Annotated in this window: 12 protein-coding genes; 3 read left to right on the plus strand and 9 right to left on the minus strand. The window is 44.3% G+C overall.

The window, feature by feature from the left end:
* Positions 1-19: 19 nt before the first annotated feature.
* Complete coding sequence (locus ZOBGAL_RS08780) at positions 20-2,662, plus strand: DEAD/DEAH box helicase family protein (protein ID WP_013993217.1); 2,643 nt, start codon at positions 20-22, stop codon at positions 2,660-2,662.
* Here the strand turns inward: ZOBGAL_RS08780 and ZOBGAL_RS08785 are convergent.
* The 7 genes from ZOBGAL_RS08785 to hemA all read right to left on the minus strand — a co-directional run bounded on the left by ZOBGAL_RS08785 (position 2,649) and on the right by hemA (position 8,988).
* Positions 2,649-3,299, minus strand: coding sequence for a hypothetical protein (locus tag ZOBGAL_RS08785; protein WP_013993218.1), 651 nt, complete (start codon positions 3,297-3,299; stop codon positions 2,649-2,651). The genes ZOBGAL_RS08780 and ZOBGAL_RS08785 overlap by 14 nt on opposite strands.
* Positions 3,292-3,462 carry a hypothetical protein gene (locus ZOBGAL_RS23675; protein ID WP_013993219.1) on the minus strand — a complete coding sequence of 57 codons (171 nt, stop codon included), beginning with the start codon at positions 3,460-3,462 and terminating at the stop codon, positions 3,292-3,294. Before ZOBGAL_RS23675 ends, ZOBGAL_RS08785 begins: the two co-directional genes overlap by 8 nt.
* Positions 3,463-3,479: 17 nt before the next feature.
* The gene (gene hemF / locus ZOBGAL_RS08790; protein WP_013993220.1) at positions 3,480-4,382 is read right to left on the minus strand and encodes an oxygen-dependent coproporphyrinogen oxidase; all 903 of its coding nucleotides are present in this window, start codon (positions 4,380-4,382) and stop codon (positions 3,480-3,482) included.
* A gap of 105 nt (positions 4,383-4,487) precedes the next feature.
* A complete protein-coding gene (locus ZOBGAL_RS08795) occupies positions 4,488-5,039 on the minus strand; it encodes a GNAT family N-acetyltransferase (protein WP_013993221.1) in 552 nt (183 codons plus the stop codon).
* Positions 5,040-5,052: 13 nt separating this feature from the next.
* A complete protein-coding gene (hemE, locus tag ZOBGAL_RS08800) occupies positions 5,053-6,087 on the minus strand; it encodes a uroporphyrinogen decarboxylase (protein ID WP_013993222.1) in 1,035 nt (344 codons plus the stop codon).
* A gap of 61 nt (positions 6,088-6,148) precedes the next feature.
* Positions 6,149-7,735: a hydroxymethylbilane synthase gene (gene hemC / locus ZOBGAL_RS08805; protein WP_013993223.1), complete on the minus strand. Its 1,587-nt coding sequence runs from the start codon at positions 7,733-7,735 to the stop codon at positions 6,149-6,151.
* The gene (hemA, locus tag ZOBGAL_RS08810) at positions 7,732-8,988 is read right to left on the minus strand and encodes a glutamyl-tRNA reductase (protein WP_013993224.1); all 1,257 of its coding nucleotides are present in this window, start codon (positions 8,986-8,988) and stop codon (positions 7,732-7,734) included. The genes hemC and hemA overlap by 4 nt, the downstream gene beginning before the upstream one ends.
* Positions 8,989-9,193: 205 nt before the next feature.
* Between hemA and ZOBGAL_RS08815 the strand changes: the two genes are divergently transcribed.
* Together ZOBGAL_RS08815 and ZOBGAL_RS23040 are read left to right on the plus strand one after the other, a co-directional pair.
* The gene (locus ZOBGAL_RS08815; protein WP_013993225.1) at positions 9,194-10,087 is read left to right on the plus strand and encodes a helix-turn-helix transcriptional regulator; all 894 of its coding nucleotides are present in this window, start codon (positions 9,194-9,196) and stop codon (positions 10,085-10,087) included.
* Positions 10,088-10,252: 165 nt separating this feature from the next.
* Complete coding sequence (locus ZOBGAL_RS23040) at positions 10,253-13,060, plus strand: ThuA domain-containing protein (RefSeq protein ID WP_013993227.1); 2,808 nt, start codon at positions 10,253-10,255, stop codon at positions 13,058-13,060.
* A gap of 191 nt (positions 13,061-13,251) precedes the next feature.
* Here ZOBGAL_RS23040 and ZOBGAL_RS08825 read toward each other — a convergent pair whose 3' ends face one another.
* Together ZOBGAL_RS08825 and ZOBGAL_RS08830 are read right to left on the minus strand one after the other, a co-directional pair.
* Positions 13,252-14,097 (minus strand): N-acetylmuramoyl-L-alanine amidase-like domain-containing protein, encoded by an 846-nt coding sequence (locus tag ZOBGAL_RS08825; protein ID WP_013993229.1) that lies wholly within the window; start codon positions 14,095-14,097, stop codon positions 13,252-13,254.
* 16 nt (positions 14,098-14,113) lie between these two features.
* Positions 14,114-17,638, minus strand: coding sequence for a TraB/GumN family protein (locus tag ZOBGAL_RS08830; protein ID WP_013993230.1), 3,525 nt, complete (start codon positions 17,636-17,638; stop codon positions 14,114-14,116).
* Between the last annotated feature and the right edge of the window lie 16 nt (positions 17,639-17,654).

Genomic DNA, 17,654 nt, shown 5'->3' on the forward strand with positions numbered 1-17,654 from the left:
GAAAACGGACCAACTCTTGATGCAACTTATAGACCTCCTAAAATTTAAGTTTGAATGGCGTAGCTATCAGCAGGGTTTTCTAGATAATTTCGAAGACCATATAGAGGATAGTCATTTGCATGTGGTGGCCCCTCCTGGCTCAGGAAAGACCATTTTAGGATTGGAAGTGCTGCGTAGGGTCAATAAGCGCACCTTGGTCTTGGCGCCCACACTGACTATTAGGAACCAATGGAAAGACCGATTGGTATCGTTTTTTTTAAAAGACCCTTCGTTTTCCGATTATAGCATGGATCTTAGGGTGCCTCAACTTTTGACTTTTTCTACCTACCAGTCGTTACATGCATTAAGCAAACGTTTTGCTGGCGACGGAGAGGATTCCCTGTTGCAATTCATCACGAAGAATGGTATAAAAACCATTGTGCTGGATGAGGCACATCATTTAAAAAACGAATGGTATAAATGTCTGATGGCCTTAAAGAAAATCAAGGGCTTGACCGTTATCGCGTTGACGGCAACACCGCCCTATGATAGTTCAGGAGGGGAACTCGAAAAGTACTTTGAGCTCTGTGGTCCTATAGATGATGAAATTGCCGTACCTGATCTTATAAAGAACGGAGACCTTTGTCCGCATCAAGATTTTGTGTATTTCTCCAAACCTTCAGAGGCACAGATAAAATCTATTGTCACGTATAGGGAGAATATTATTCGGTTTATGAGTGAACTGAAGGCCGATATAGGGTTTCAAAAGCTTCTTTTGGAGCATCCCTTTTATGCGGAAACCGAAGATAGACTTGAGGAAATTTATGCCAAACCTTCGTTTTTGTCGACCATCTTGATTTTTCTGAATTCCGCAGGGGTTCAGATTGATAAAGAGAAATTGCTATTTCTCGGTTTTGAGGGGAAAACGGTTGAGTTTCCCGCGCTTACGTATGAATGGATAGAGTTGTTGTTGCAAGAGCTCTTGGTGGTCCAGCGTGAAGGGTTGATCACATACGAGTCCATCTTGAATAAGATTGAAAAGCGATTGGCCCGTATTGGGGTATACGAAAAGAAAAGGGTGAATTTTGTTGGAGATGAGCGGCTCTATAGGACTTTGGCGAGTAGTTCTAGTAAATTGAGAAGTATTCATAATATTCTTGAGGAAGAACACAAGGTGCTAGGCAATCGCTTGAAGGCGGTAGTACTTACTGATTTTATACGAAAGGAATTTTTAGAATTTAAAGGGGAGGCGACGCGCCCACTCAATAAATTGGGAGTGGTATCTATTTTTCAGTACCTCCGGATAAAATTCGGGCAAAAGGATGATTTGGCCATTCTTACGGGCTCTCTAGTGGTGCTTCATAAAAAACTAACCGCCGATTTTGAAGCGTTGTTGGGCGATGATGGGGCCATTGGTATGAAACCCATGTCTTCGGATCGCGATTTTGTAGAGATTTCGGTTTCGGGGACTCACAAGAATAGGATTGTAGGGGTGGTCACCCGGCTTTTTCAGTTAGGGAAAATAAAAATACTCATTGGTACAAAATCCCTTTTGGGGGAAGGTTGGGACGCCCCTGCTATAAATACCTTGGTATTGGCGTCTTATGTTGGGTCTTTTGTGTCTTCAAACCAAATGCGGGGTAGGGCGATTCGAACCGATACCAATGACCCCGACAAGAGTGGAAACATTTGGCACTTGGCTTGTTTGGACCCTACTGCGACCGATGGCGGTAAGGACTTGGAAAAACTAAAGCGGAGGTTTACCGCTTTTTCAGGGGTTTCTATAGTGGGCGAGGCTTATATTGAAAATGGACTGGATAGACTGCAGCTGCCAGAACTCTTTAGTGGGGAAGCCCAGCTTGACGAACTGAACAAAACCATGGTTGATTCGGCCTCAAATCGCGAAACGTTAAAGGGGAGGTGGCATGAGGCTATAGATAAGGGTAGTGTGCTGGTAAGGGAGGTGAAGATACCCTATGCGGGAAAAACGCCTTTTAGAAAAGCCAAAAAAATGCGTTCGGTAGATGCGGCACAATATCTGCTTATTGAGGTGGTCGCCGGTTTGGGGCTCTTTCTGCCTGAGTTTCTGATGAAGAATATAACAACGCTACTGAACAAGGGTGTTTTTGCCTTTATGTATTTTTTATTGGCGGGTATAATCATTGGTTTTGCCCCAAAAACCTATAAGGCCCTAAAGCTGTATTTCTTATTCGGAAACGCTTTTAAGAAGACCAAGAAGATAGCTAATGCTTTGTTAGACTATCTCATGCAAACAGGGCAGATCCATACGGAAGACTCTAGGGTTTCCGTTTCGGCCGAACAGCAGGCCAATGGTGCCTTTGTTTGTTACCTAAAAGGAGCTAGTAATTACGAATGTAATTTATTTGTACAATTGCTGCACGAAATACTGGCCCCTGTTGAGAATCCGAGGTACTTATTGATCGGCAACCATGGGTTAAAGAAAAAATGGGGTATCCGCAAGTATTATGTAGTACCACAAAGCTTAGGGAGGCGAAAAGAAGATGCCTTAAGCTTTCATCGCTTTTGGAAGAAGCACGTAGACGATTCAGAACTCCTGTATACACGAACCCGGTCGGGTAGAAGGGAACTGCTAAAGGCGCGTTTGGCCCATGTGGTTTATCAATTTAAGGAGGTTTCCGAAAAGACGATTACTTGGAAATAGCATCTTCGGTATGTTCTTTACAGCGTAGCAGCTGGTCCACTTGTTTACCATAACCATAGGCCGACCATAGGCTGGAATCCCTTTTTATGGCCGCCCCATCTTCATCTTCATCGATATACCGTTTGGTCGCTTGAACCAAAGGGTGGTCGAAATCACTGATTGGGACAATCGAGTTGGGTCCTGGGATGCTGATTTGATCTTCATAATCGTAGCAGAACACCAGTACTTTATCCCCTACTGACACATCTAGGTTGTTAAAGCAATCGGAAACAAAGTATTTTTGATTGGCGTAGCCGTGACTTTCCAAAGGCTTTATCTTATAGACTTCCTCAATGGCTATGGTCCCGCGTTGGGAGATATACAGTGGGGCGGCTTCATTGGTCGGGGAGTCGATTTGTGTGACGATACCAGAAAATACCAATCCGTATTCTTTTCCGCAGTAGCCGATGAAGGGGCCTGATTCTTCCCACCAATAGGTGTAGCCAACGTTTAGGGTGTCTTGGGTAAAGACAATGTCTAGGTCGCTTTTCGTTTTTTTCGACTGGCAAGACGATAAAAAACATAGGGAAATAAGGAGGTAGGTGGTAGAATGGACTACCCCCGAAAAGAAAAAACGCAACGGTTTTTGCTTACTCATGGTCCCCGGATCGATTTTCTTTTTGCTTACTCAGCGAAATGATTTCTTTTAGACGCTGCTTACGGTTCAGCTTTTCTGATTTGAGCTTGTTTTTCTTTCGGTTCAGAAGCTTGGTGTGTTTGGCCTTGTTGGCCTTGTTCTTTTCTTTGCCTTTTTTTGACATAATGAGGCCTTACAAATTTATACCCAGTCCTTGGGAGACTTAAGAATGTTGAGTAAGCGCTCTTCTTCACTTCCGCTTTCCGGCTGGTGATCGTAGCGCCATTGAACATGGGGAGGCAAACTCATTAAAATGCTTTCTATTCTCCCGTTCGTCTTTAGGCCGAACAAGGTGCCTTTATCGTGAACCAAGTTGAATTCAACATAACGTCCTCTTCTGATTTCTTGCCAGTCCCTTTGTTCAGAGGTGTAGTCCAGATTTTTCCTTTTTAAAACAATCGGTACATAACTTTCTAGAAAGCTGTTGCCTACTTCGGTTACGAAATTGTACCAATTCTGCATGTCCATCCCTTCGGTAGCCTTGCAATAGTCGAAAAAGAGTCCGCCTATACCACGAGCTTCATTTCTGTGGGCATTCCAAAAGTAATCGTCACATTTCTTCTTGTAGGTCGAGTAGAAATTGGGGTCATGTGCATCGCAGGCGGCCTTGCACACGGTATGAAAATGAATGGCATCTTCATCAAAAAGGTAGTAAGGGGTTAGGTCTTGTCCGCCGCCGAACCATTGATCTACAATGTTTCCTTCCTTGTCGTACATTTCAAAATACCGCCAATTGGCATGAACGGTGGGTACCATGGGATTTTTCGGGTGTAGCACCAAACTCAATCCACAGGCATAAAAATCGGCATCTTCAACACCAAAGTAGCTTTGCATGCTTTTGGGCAAAGCGCCGTGTACGGCAGATATATTTACCCCTCCTTTTTCAAAAACGTCTCCGTTCTCGATGACGCGGGTACGTCCACCGCCACCTTCCGGCCGCTCCCATAGGTCTTCGTGGAACTTGACTTTACCATCGATTTCCTCAAGTTTGTTGGTAATCGAATCTTGAAGGTTTTGAATGTAGCTAAAGAATTTGTCTTTCATCAAGAGAAATGGTTTTATGCGAATCGGCTGTAAATTTACGACTTACGGGGGAAGCTATGAAGCGATATGCTCGACAAAAGCGGTTTATTTTAGTAAGCTGCGATTTTATACCGAAAGCACATAGAGCTCCATGTCAAGAGGGGCTTCATTAGGCGGGGTGTGTTCTTTGGGGAGTTGCTTTCGCCATGTGTAGCCGCATTTTTCGGCAACTCTTACACTACCTGTATTGGTTTTATGGGCGATGATGTTGAGTGTCTTGAGTCCTAATTCCTTAATGGCGTATTTCGATAAGGTATCTACGGCCAGCGAAGTGATGCCCTTTCCTTCGTATTGATATCCGATGCAGTAGGCCAATTCGGCCTGTCGTTTTTCCCAGTCCAGTTCCTTGATATAGACAAGTCCGATAAGGGCTCGGCTTTCATTGTCTTTTAGCACAAAAAGAAACTCCTCCCTTTTCATGTACTCGCGTACCTTTTCTTCCACAAAGATTTGCGAAAGGGTGGGATTTAGGTTTGCGGCCAAGGTTTTTGGAAAGTAGCGCTGTAAACGCTTGGTGTTTATTGTTACGAAGTCGCACATACGCCAAGCGTACTTTTCATGTATGGGTTCTATGGAAAAGTGTTCGAAAAGGGCAATCTGGGTGTTTTCGTTTTCCATAGTCGGTGCGGGTCTAGCTTACGGGCTTCCACTCTTTTACCGCGTCGATAAAAGCTTTTGCGTTCTCTACGGGAACGTTGGGCAAAATACCATGGCCGAGATTGGCGATATAGCTGTCTTTACCGAATTCATTGATCATTTGCGTCACCATCTTCTTTATTTCGGAAGGAGGAGAGAGCAATCGGGCCGGGTCAAAATTACCCTGTAAGGTAACTTTTCCTCCAGTGAGGTATCGTGCGTTTCGCGCGGAGCAGGTCCAATCTACACCAAGAGCGGCCGCTCCCGATTTGGCCATGTCGCCTAGGGCGAACCAGCAACCTTTACCGAATACGATAACGGGACTTTCGTCTTTTAGGGCGTCGATGATCTGTTGGATATACTGCCAAGAAAACTCATTGTAATCGGTGGGGGATAACATACCGCCCCAAGAATCGAAAACCTGTACGGCGTCTACGCCGGCCCTGATTTTCGCCTTTAGGTAGGCAATGGTGGTATCCGTTATTTTTTGTAAAAGTTCGTGGGCCACTACCGGTTGGGTAAAGCAAAGTTCTTTGGCCTTGTCGAAGGTCTTGCTTCCTTGTCCTTGTACACAATAGCACAGAATGGTCCAGGGTGATCCAGCAAAACCGATTAGAGGTACTTCGTTGTTCAGTTTTTCCTTAGTAAGCTTTATGGCGTCCATTACATAGCCCAAAGCCTCGTTCACATCGGGAACGATAACGCTATCAAGATCTTTTTGAGAGCGAATAGGGTTGGGTAGGTAGGGGCCAAAGTTCGGCTTCATCTCTACTTCGATATTCATGGCCTGGGGTATGACCAGGATGTCGCTAAAAAGAATCGCGGCGTCCATACCGAACCTGCGAATCGGCTGTACGGTAATTTCCGAAGCCAATTCAGGGGTCTGGCAGCGCGTAAAGAAATCGTATTTCTTTCTGATTTCCATAAACTCGGGAAGAAATCTTCCGGCTTGGCGCATCATCCAAACCGGTGGACGATCAACCGTTTCGCCCTTTAGGGCCCTAAGAAAAAGGTCGTTCTTTAGTGACATAGGTGTATTTTGATTCCCTTAGAAGGGGAAGTCCGTTTTTTTATTCCAATCGTAAAACAAATTAATCCTTACCGTAGGTCTGGTTCACCAACTCGATAACGCTCTCTACCGTAGGAATTTTGGCTACATAAACCGTTTCAAAGTGTTTTCTTGCCTCCTCGGCCGTGGTATCCCCAATGCAGTAAGCCACTCTGTTGTCAGGGCTGTTCTTTAGCAAATAGCTGGTAATGGTCGAGGGGCTGTAAAACATAATACCTTCAACACTATCCTCCACTTCTGCGGGAGCGTGTTTGGTGGTATAGGCTTCGATTTCCCTTACCTTAATATTGTTCTCGGCCAAGACAGTGGGCAGGTGGTCAAGTCTAAGGTTGCTACAGAAATAAGTAACCTCGGTTCCTTCCATGTACTCCACCAAATAATTGGCCAAATTTTTAGCGTCTTTTTCTTGGTGCTTTACAGGGCCGATATAACGCTTGATCATGCGTTTGGTCTTTCCGCCTACACAATAGATATTCTTAAACTTTAATTCTTCGGGGGATACGCTTTTTAAAATCGCCTCTACCGTATTCTGGCTCGTGATGATTACGTTTTGAATTTCTTTCTTTAGGATAAGACTGGAAATTCGGTTGGGACTGATTTTGATAAAATCTTCCGATTTCACCTTGATGTCTTGGTCAAAAAGGTTGATTTGATCAGGGGTGAGGGTTCTCGTTGAAAATATTTTGGTGTTTTCAACAATGTCCGTTGCGTAAGTCATAAGTAACTTCCCTCCGCGGCTAAGGATGCTGTTCGCACAGTCTTTGGCCAAGTAGGAATGCTTGCCCAAGGGGGCCGTGAACTCGGCCTCTAGTTTTTTCTTGCCATCAACGGTCAGGAGCACCCCTTTAAGGGTTACTTCGTTTTCTTTGCTAATGGTCGCCAATGCCCCTATGGGAGCCGAACAGCCTCCTTCTAAAATACGAAGGAACTCACGTTCGAGTTTGGTACATATTTCCGTTGGCTCATGGTTGATTTCGGCACAGGCTTCGCGAATAAACTCGTCATCTTCTTTGGCTACGACCATTATGGCACCTTGTGCGGGTGCTGGCACCATCCAGGTGAGGCCAATGGTGTTTTCGGGTTCGAGACCGATGCGTTCAAGCCCGGCGGCGGCAAAAATGGCACCGTTCCAATCGTTGTTCTCGAGTTTTTCGTACCGGCTATTGATGTTGCCCCTAAGGTCGACCACTGTATGGGTCGGGTAGCGGTTGAGCCATTGTGCCTTTCGGCGAAGGCTTCCGGTAGCGATTATAGCATCCCTTTCGCCCATGAACTCTTCGTTCTTTTTAAAGGCCAGTATGTCAAGAAAGTTGGCGCGCTCCAATACGGCGGCCTGTACGATGCCTTTTGGAAGGGCCGTCGGAACATCTTTCATACTGTGTACGGCTATATCGATATCGCCATTAAGCATGGCCACGTCAAGGGTTTTGGTAAAAATACCGGTAATGCCCAGTTCGTACAGTGGTTTGTCAAGAACCAAGTCTCCTGTAGATTTTACGGGAACCAATGTAGTTTTATGACCTAAAGCTTCAAGTTTGTTTTTAACGGTATTTGCCTGCCATAGCGCTAATTCGCTATCGCGTGTACCGATTCGTATGACCTTGCTCATGGAGTGTCGAGTTCGAGTTGGAAGACTTTTTGAATGAGTTCTAGACTGGTGTCAGAATCGACATTGTCGTCTTTGAGATGATTAGCGAACTGCTTTGTTATTTTTTGAATGATTCTATTGGATATTACGTCGGCCTGTTGCTCGTTGAAGTCCGATAATTTTTTGGACTGATAGTCCATTTCTTCGTCTTTCATTGTTTTGAGCTTCTTTTTCAAGGCCTTGATGACGGGGGCGAATTTACGGGTTTCAAGCCATTGGATGAAATCACCTTTCACCTCGTCTATAATAATTTCCGCTTCGGGAATAAATTGCTTTCTGCGCTCTAAGGTGTCGTCGGTAATTCGGGAAAGCTGATCTAAGTGTACCAAAGTAACATTGTCAAAATCCTCTACATTGTCGGAAACATTCTTCGGAATGGAAAGGTCTAAGATCAAAAGGGGCTTCTTGGTATGGATGAGCTCTTTTGATATGGTGGGCGATTGCGCACCTGTTGCTACGATAAGCACGTCGGTAGAACGAATCTCGGTTTGTAGGTCTCCGTAATCCTTGACCACCAAATGAAATTTACCCGCAATTTTTTCCGCCTTGTCCTTGGTACGGTTAATAAGGGTAATATGTGTATTTTTCGTATGCTTGATCAGGTTCTCACAGGTGTTCCGGCCAATTTTACCCGTACCGAAAAGCAAGATGTTCTTCGCCGAGATGTCGGCAACGTTCTCCATAATATAGCGTACCGATGCAAAGGAGACCGATGTGGCGCCCGAAGAAATTTCGGTTTCGTTCTTGATGCGCTTGCTGGCTTGAATGACCGAATTGCAAAGGCGTTCGACGAACGGGTTTGCAATGCCGTATTTTTTAGAGCGGTTGAAGCTGGCCCTCAATTGACTGATGATTTCAAAATCGCCCAAAATCTGGCTATCTAAACCGGTACCTACCCGAAACAGATGATTGATGGCATCGTTGTTCTTGTAGATGTAGGCTACCTCTTGAAACTCCTCGACGGAGCCGGAGGTGTTATCGCAAAGTAATTTGATCAGTTGAAAGGGGTGCTGGGCAAAACCGTTAAGTTCGGTGCGGTTACAAGTGGAAGTTACTAAGAGGCCGTCAATGCCCAATTTTTTGGCTTCCACCAAAATGTTCTCCATGGCAGCATCGTTTAGGCTGAATTTGCCACGTACCTCGGCGTCAGCTTTTAAGTAGCTAAGGCCAATGGTATAGAACGAGTTGTTTTTTGAAATATGGTAATCTTTCATGAAAGCTTTTCAAAGCGCACACAAAAATAAGAGGCTTATGCTTATAAAAGTAACGCTAGAGGAACAATAAGTGTCGTTTAGGGTTTTTTTAGTTGTATATGGATATAAATCCGTTGAAAACCAGTAATTTTGTAGGAAACACTGCGCTTTACGGTGCATCTATTTAGAACGTTTCTAAATAGAAACCTGCCAATTCTTGTTTTATATGGAAGGAAAAAATATCGCTCAAGGTTCATTTCAGGAAGTGCTTATCGAAGACGGGTTTTATGTGCTTAAAATTCAAAACGATACCGCTGAAACCCAACATGTAGTGCGTGATATCGACAGTAGTTATATTCAGTTTCATTTTTGTTTGAAGGGAAAGGCCCGATTTGTATTCAATCAGGGCAATTACCATCTTGAGGTTTCTGAAGAGAATTCATTACTGCTTTACAATACGCAGATCGATTTGCCCATGGATTTGAAATTGGAGCCGAATTCGTGGTTGGTCTCGGTAGTCATGACGATCCGGAAGTTCCATTCCCTGTTTTCGAAAGAGGCGGATTACATACCGTTTTTAAGTGCGGAGAACAAAGATAAAAAGTACTATGCCCAAGAAGGGGTGAGCCCGGCCATAGCTGTAATCTTAAGCCAGATGATGAATTACAATCTTCATCCTTCCATTAAAGAACTCTATATCAAGGGTAAGGTTTACGAGCTGATTTCCTTATACTTCAACAAAAGTGATGATGCCGATATTGAACAGTGTCCGTTTTTGGTAGATGAAGATAACGTGAGGCGTATTCGAAAGGCCAAGGAAATAATCATTGCACGTATGGCGGAACCACCTACGCTTACGGAACTTTCCGAAGAAATAGGTTTGTCGCTCAAAAAATTGAAAGAGGGTTTTAAGCAAATATATGGCGACTCGGTGTTTAGCTTCTTGTTCGACTATAAAATGGAATATGCCCGTAAAATGCTGGAAACGGGTCAGCACAATGTAAATGAAGTGGGACTAAAAGTTGGCTATAGCACGGCAAGTCACTTTATTTCGGCTTTTAAAAAGAAATACGGTACCACCCCTAAAAAATATTTGATGGCTTTGGCCAACAATGGATAATTTTTATGGGTTTACTTCTTCCTTAAAACCGGTGCTCCGATTTCAAATGTTGGCGATTTTGTTAATAACCTTCGATAAAACGCATATTTTTATCGATGAAATTCCTGAATTTTGTATTTAGAGAAACTATAGTCGCTAATTCATCTTAAACACTTCCCTTTGAAAATGAAAGAAAGACCCTTTGTAGGCCTGCTTTCCGCATTGTTTGTATGTATATATTTCTTCTTTGTTGCCTGTGAAAAGGACAAGAGTGACGATGCCGTTACCGTGGCAACCGATGTAGAGGCCCCCCATCCTCCCAAAAACCTAGAACCTGTTCATGTTACCGATTCTTCCGTCACCGTGGCGTGGCAAGCTTCAAAAGACAATGTTAAGGTGGTACAATACGTGGTCTATCTAGATAGTGTTGAGGTGTCTCGCGATTCTATTACTACCTATCATGCCAAAAACCTGAAGGCAGCTACCGAGTATATTTTCGCCGTTCGTGCTGCCGATGCCGCAGGTAACAGTTCTAAGTTCAGTGAGAAAATAAAAGTGCTTACCGAGGCGGCCGTACAAGAAGATACCTTGATAAAAAACGATACCCTTAACGATTATAGTTCCGTGCTCATGGCGCCAATACTGTCGGTCGATAGTGTATCGTCAAATATGGTCAGGCTCAAGTGGGCCCTAGATATTAATGCCTCGGCGGTCAAGGAATACAGGGTGTTTCAAGATACGGTCCAAATCGCCAGTGTTGATAGAAAGTGGTATCAAGTGCCCCAGCTTAATGCCGGTGATACGTATAGTTTTAGCGTGGCGGCGATCGATTTGATCGGTAAGGCTTCAAAACCGAGTAATGTGGTGGAAGTCGAGCTTCCTCTCGAAGAGCTTCCGCAGAAAGATACCATATCGCCTTCCGTTCCTGTTGGGCTTGGCGTGGCCGAGGTAAAGAAGAACGGTCTGAAACTATACTGGCAGGTCGCTACCGACAATGTGGGAGTTACTTCCTATTCGGTCTATAAGGATACTACCTTGGTCGGTAAGGTTGGTGATACGCTTTTGTTGCTTGATAATTTAGAGGGGGGCACGGAATACCATTTTAGGGTAAGTGCTTTAGATGCTGCCGAAAATGAATCCCAAAGCAGTGAAGCTCTTATGGTCAAAACCTTGGAGGATACCAAAACCGATAGCATCGTATTAAGGGCGCCCAAAGATGTACGCCTTGCCGAATTGGGAGCTACTACGGCGAGTTTTACATGGTCGGAGACCAATGATAGCATACCCATTTCGGGCTATTCGGTCTATCTAGATGCAGCTCTTGTGGCCAAGACGCCCGAACCCGAATATATGGCCAAAGAACTAAGTCCTAATACGGCATATGCCATTTCGGTGGTGGCTAATGATAATTCAGGCAATACATCGGAAAAAAGTGATCCCTTAAGTTTTACGACCTTAAGTGAAAGAGTGGTGTCGAAAGATACGATCGCTCCTACGGTACCCAAAAATATTAGTGTAGAAGCCCTTACGTCCTCTTCTTTAAAATTGAATTGGGCGGCATCGACCGATAGTGTCGGTGTGGTCAATTATAGAATTTTTCAAGATGGAAAACCTATAACATTGGTGGTTGATACCCATTACGCCATAACGGGGCTTGATGCCGATACGGAGTATGTGTATACGATATCGGCACTAGATGCCGCCGAAAACGAATCGCCGGCGAGCGTGCCCTTTTCCGTAAGAACCGAAAAAGAAGAAGCTCAAGAAGAGGAGGATACCACCGCTCCCACGGTGCCAGGCTCTTTGACTGCCGATACAATTGGTCAGGTTGCGATAGATTTGAGTTGGGATGAGGCATCGGATAGTGTGGGCGTGTCGGGCTATAAGTTGTATATGAACGGGGAGTTTTTTGCGACAGTAACCCAGACGCGGTACCGAGTGTTGAACTTGACCCCCGGAACGGAATATGCGTTTTCCGTTTCAGCTTTTGACGTGGCTGAAAACGAATCTCAACAAAGTGGACTTTTGAAAGTGACGACTGAGGCAGAGGTGTACGTTGATGACGTGCCTCCCTCGGCGCCGGGCGATTTAAGGGCGGAAGATATCACCGAGGGCAGTGTTGCCCTTTCATGGAGTACCGCTACCGATAATATCGGTATCACCGAATATATCATTTACCAAGACGGACAAAAGATCCAGACGGCTACCGCTACGGGCACATCTATAAACGGACTCGCACCGGCTACCTTATATGGTTTTACCGTTTCGGCCGTTGATGCCGCACAAAATGAATCGCGGCAAAGTGAGGCGATTCGTGTTACTACCTTGCCAATACCTGAAACAACGGACAGGGTCTTGGTGTTTACCAAAACGAGCGTTTTCCGTCATGGTTCGATAGATAAAGGGGTCGCTACCTTAAAGGCTTTGGGCGATGCCAATGATTTTGAAGTGGACCAAACCGAAAATGGAGACGATTTTACCCTTAACAACTTAAGGCGATACAAGACCGTGGTCTTCTTAAATACTACGGGCGATGTTTTAAACGACGTTCAACAAAAGGCTTTTGAAAATTACATTCGATCTGGGGGTAGTTTTATGGGGGTACATGCGGCAACCGATACCGAATATGATTGGCCTTGGTATGGCAAGCTGGTAGGTGCTTATTTTAATGGTCACCCTAGCATACAGGAAGCTAGCTTGAACGTAATCGATCACAACCATGGTTCTACTAGTCATTTGCCAAGCAATTGGGTGCGAACGGAAGAGTGGTATAACTTTAAAGACATCAATACCGATATAACTCCGTTGATACAATTGGACGAGTCTACTTATAAAGGAGGGACCAATGGTGCGTATCATCCGTTCTCTTGGTACCATGTTTATGATGGGGGAAGGGCTTTCTATACAGCGGGCGGTCATTCCAATGCATCTTACGACGAACCGGAGTTTAAACAACATTTACTTGGGGGGCTCATTTACTGTTTGGGTCGATAATGCTTTAAAAGGGGCGAAAAGCTACAACCGACCGGAGAGTCGGTGTTGTGATGAATTTTCCTAAACGGCTACGGTCAACGGGGCGATGAGCGTTGTTAAACTTTCGTCAAAAGGTAAATAGAAGGGTATTTTGGGTTCTGTCTTACCAACAACAAACTGATCGGTCGGTTTGTGTTGGGGTCTTAAGGGCATTATTTGGTAGGTCTAGCCACCATAATTCCCGTATTTTTCTTGATTTTCTTGAGGTATTCGGCAAGGGGTTTTTCGGAGATCTCTACTTTCATCGACCCTGTTGAGGCGTGTAGCAAATGAATGCGTCCGTCTTTTTCCCGTGTAGCAATTCCGGTATGGGTAACGTCCAATCCGTTAATGGATGTGGTCAAGGCGATGATATCTCCGGTTTGGATCAAATGTTCGTTGGCCTCAATTTCATCTTGGGGCAGAATGCAAATCGGTTGATGGTTAAGGTAGTTTTCGGAAGCCTTTACTTTTTCAAAATTCTTATCATCGCTTAAAAACGGATAAAGGTCGCGATGCGTACTCATAAAATTGATGGGTTTGGTGATTTCCTTCCCGCCAATTTCAGAGGTAATATCCCTTAATAAGACTTTCTTTTCGTTATTGGCGATCCACTCCGAAAAGTAATGGAGCCGTGAAGCGTAGCCATCAAGCTTACCATCTTTATATCGAATGTTTTCAAGGGTTTCCGTAAAATCATGGAAGCCTGTTTTTTGCTTTTTTAGCATAAGGCCAAAGGCCAAGACGTTTTCGACATAAGTGGTGCAGTCTAGGCCCTGCAGGTTGATCACTAGGGTTTCCGTTTCTCCGATCTCTAAAGTTTTGGCAACGTAGGGTGTATCCATAAACGTTTTGCCAATGGCCACAATGGTTTTTCCAAAGTCCTTTTCCAATAGACCGTCAATAGCAATGAGTTTGTTCTCTACGGCTTGCTTATCGGCCGGCGAACAGGTGATTTGTTGGGCTATACCTAGAATAGGGCTTAGAATACAGCATAAAAAAAAGATACATCTAGACATAGTATAAAAATACAAATTAAAACCCGTGATGGCCAAAGAGTCCATAACCATTAGGTCTGTAGATATCGGCACGTCTTCGGTCCTTTAATTCAAAGGCTTCGGTGATATAGCCAATGACCTCTTCTTCGGTGTCGGTATCTTCAATGCGCATGGCTTCACTTTCATAAAAAGGTTGGGTCTGTAATTCCTTTTCATCTTCAAAGACCAATAAGTGCATGGAGAAATTCTTGTCGTAATCTTCGTTGGTGCGTTTTTTAAAGTAGTATCCAACATATGTTTTTCCCTGAAACTGTAAAGTTTTATGGGCTGTAAAGACGACCGAGTCTTTAGCCTTGTTATATTTTGTGTCTTCGTATAGTAGGGCTTCGGCCAAGTGCTGTTGGGAGTTATAGTCGGCGGGAAAATAACGCAGCATTCGCGATTCCTTAAGTTTTTTGAACAAAGGGAGCCTGCCGTTTATATCGGAAGCCAGGTCCGATAAGCGTTCGGGAGATACCTGCTGCCCGTTTTTCAGTAATAAGGCAAGGTAGGTCGCTTGTACGCTAGGTTCTTCTACAAGTTCGAGTTGGTCAAAGAAATGTGCCACCGATTTGTCCGTATGGAAGGGATAGAGCAAGGTGATATAATTTTCTAACAGAATTGTATTGGCCTTACTCGCACCCAGTTTGTAGAAGTCATCGTTGATATGTGCAAGGTCGCTTCCCAGTTGTCTTTTGATAAGGGTTTTGGCATCGTTTAGAATCTGGGTTTTGTACTTTTTGTATAATTTGGGTTTGATGGTATTTTGGGTGAGCAATTCGGCCAATAAGGAAAAAATAGGGGCCTTGTATTCTGGGATGGAGCTATAATCCAATAGTTTGGGGTACAACTTTTTGGCCAGCTCCAAATTTTCTCTATAAGGTTTGAATATAAGACTGATGTTGAAGGTGTTCGATAGCAACGGCAAATCGGTCTCCATTAATTCTAACAGTAGTTTTGTGGAGGCCTCATCGGTCTTTTTGGCAATTTCTTGAAGGAGCACGGCCTGTGCTGTGGAGTTATTATATGATTTGGCATAGAAAGTTTTGTAGAAATCGGTAAGGTCAAGGCCTTTTAGTTGGGCCAATTTCCGAATCAGGTACAGCTGGATGTGTCGGTCTTCCCGGTTTAGGTCATATTCCGAAATGTGCTTTTTGAGTAAATCGGCATGTTTGGGCTCGAATTTTATAAATCGGTATCCGTCAAGGGCTATACTGTCATTTTCGCTCAAGGCCTTAAAGAACTCGGGTACTTTGTCTTCAAGCAAATCCCGTCCGATTAGGGTGTCTTTCGGCACAAAGTTGTTAAAGAACTCGTTGACGAAGGCACTCGGTTGACCCATGGTATCCACTACGGCCTTTAGTTCGTAAAGGAGTCCGTTGTTGATGATGTTCTTGACCAAAATGCCCCTAGTGCTGGCCGTGTCGGTCAAGATCATTTGCAGTTCGTGATATCCTTTAGGGGAAGTTTTGGTCTCTTCTCCAATGATATTGTATTTTTTATGTGCGTATAGCTTTTTACGCAGGGCCCAGACCGAATCTATATTCTTGAACATTAAAAAATCGTGCGATTTATTCAGTTCTACGGACACGGCTTCCCCATTTTCGTTTTGGTAGACCGTCTTTTTGTAAAAGGGGTCATAGGGTTTTACTTGGGGCGCGCCACTGTAATACTTGGTGCTGCTCTCTACGAATTTAGGTGGTTTTACCGTGCTTTTTGTACTAAAGTATAGGGCGGTATCTATAACGGTTTCAAAAGGTTTTGTGCTTTTGCCTTCTTTGAGTTTGAAGGATTCAAAAAATGCATCGGCCTCTTTTTGGGTCCGACCGACCATGCCTAAAAGGTAATATTCGCCCTGGCGCAAGGTGGTCATAAGATATAGGCGTTTTTTAGGGATGGCGTCAATTTCGGCCGATGAGAGGAGCTTCCTGCCTTCAAACGGACCGTAGTCGGGTTTTAGCTCTAAGTCTTGGTAAAAGCGTTTCTGTATTTGCTTGAGTTCAAAGGTATCTACTTCGATAAAATTGAAATCGTTTAAAACTGATTTATGGAGAAAGTAGTAGTTGTCCGCAATCGAGTCATAGCCTTCTATCCAGCGGTCACCGTTTCTACTGCGATTGGTAAAGCTGTACAGCGAGGGCATTCGTACTTCAAAATCGTCGTAGACCGAGGAAACCGTTTTAGAATCCGGAATGGAATCGGCCCTAAATTCTAGACTATTGAAAATCCGATCTGAAAATTGGGTGACGTAATCGCCTTCCCCGCCCATTTTTATGATGACCAGTTCTAAAGGGGTTTCGAAAATCTGATAACGTTGGTGGTCTCCGTTTTTTAACAAGTTTTTGATGTCAAGCCCGGCAAACGGACCCCTCTTGATCGGTTTTTTTTCCAGTATTTTTCCGGGAATGTTCTCGAATAGCAGCTTGTCGATCTCTTCTAAAGAGAAAAGGGCGTCCTTCTTTAAAAAAGAATAGGTAGGAATGCGGTTGATAACCACAAAACTCCCGTTGGCCAAGTCTGGAGAGACATAGGTAGTTTTTCCGATATCGGAAACCGGATATAATTTGTTGGGCAGGTCAACGCTGAAAAAATCGTCTTCCGGGCCGTAAGTGCTGTATTGGTTTTCTCTTTTCTTCTGTTCAAACTTCAGTTTTAGTCTCTTTCCTTTGGAAGTAGCCTTCGAAACCAAGGGTTTTACGGTATATCCTTTTTTTCTTAAAAGTGAAATAACCCCTTCTTCCCCGGGCAGATGTGCTGCACCGATACCGGCAAACACCTTTCCTTTTTGCATTATGGAATCCATTCTTTCGGCCATGTTGGCATTGCGGATGTACAGCATGTTCTTCATGTAGTGCGAGGTATACATGGCATGGTCAATAGAGTCCAATAAAGCTATGTTTCGGGTTCTGTAGGCATCTTGAAGCAGAAACATGGGGTCGGATTGCTGCATCTTTTTTTGAAGCCACTCGTCGGGTTTCTGTTTTATGGCGTTTAAACTGGCCCGCCCTACCAAGGCGGCGGATTCCTCCATATCTTCAAGGGCGATGATGGGTTTGTTGAACTTTTTGCCCGCTTGATAAATGAACATATCAAGATAGGTTTCTTCTTCAAAGTTTTGAGAAAGTTCATTGGTGCGATAGAGAATGTTGTTTACAATGCGGTCTTCGTAGGCCAAGTAGGCCCCCAACACTTCTTTTCTAGGGTTTTCCACTTTAAACGATCGGGCGTAGAAGCCTTTGGTTACAAATCCCGCTTCCGCGCCATAGGGACTCCCGCCTATGAGGTTTTCCTTTTCGAGCCAAAGTCCCGGATCCGATTCCAAGGCGACCATATCACTTTTGTCCAAGGCGTCGAAAAAGACATCGTCTAGACGAAAGGCAATCTTTTTACTGACGTGCATGGTGCCATATAGGTACGATGTTTTCTCTAAGCCGTTTCCTGAAATTTCCCAAAGGAGACTGTTTTCTTCCTGGGCCTTGACCGAAAAAGAAATAAGCAATAGAAAAATCGATACGAACCGCATAAATGCTTTTTTGATG

Source organism: Zobellia galactanivorans (assembly GCF_000973105.1).
GTDB classification, from domain to species: Bacteria; Bacteroidota; Bacteroidia; order Flavobacteriales; family Flavobacteriaceae; genus Zobellia; species Zobellia galactanivorans.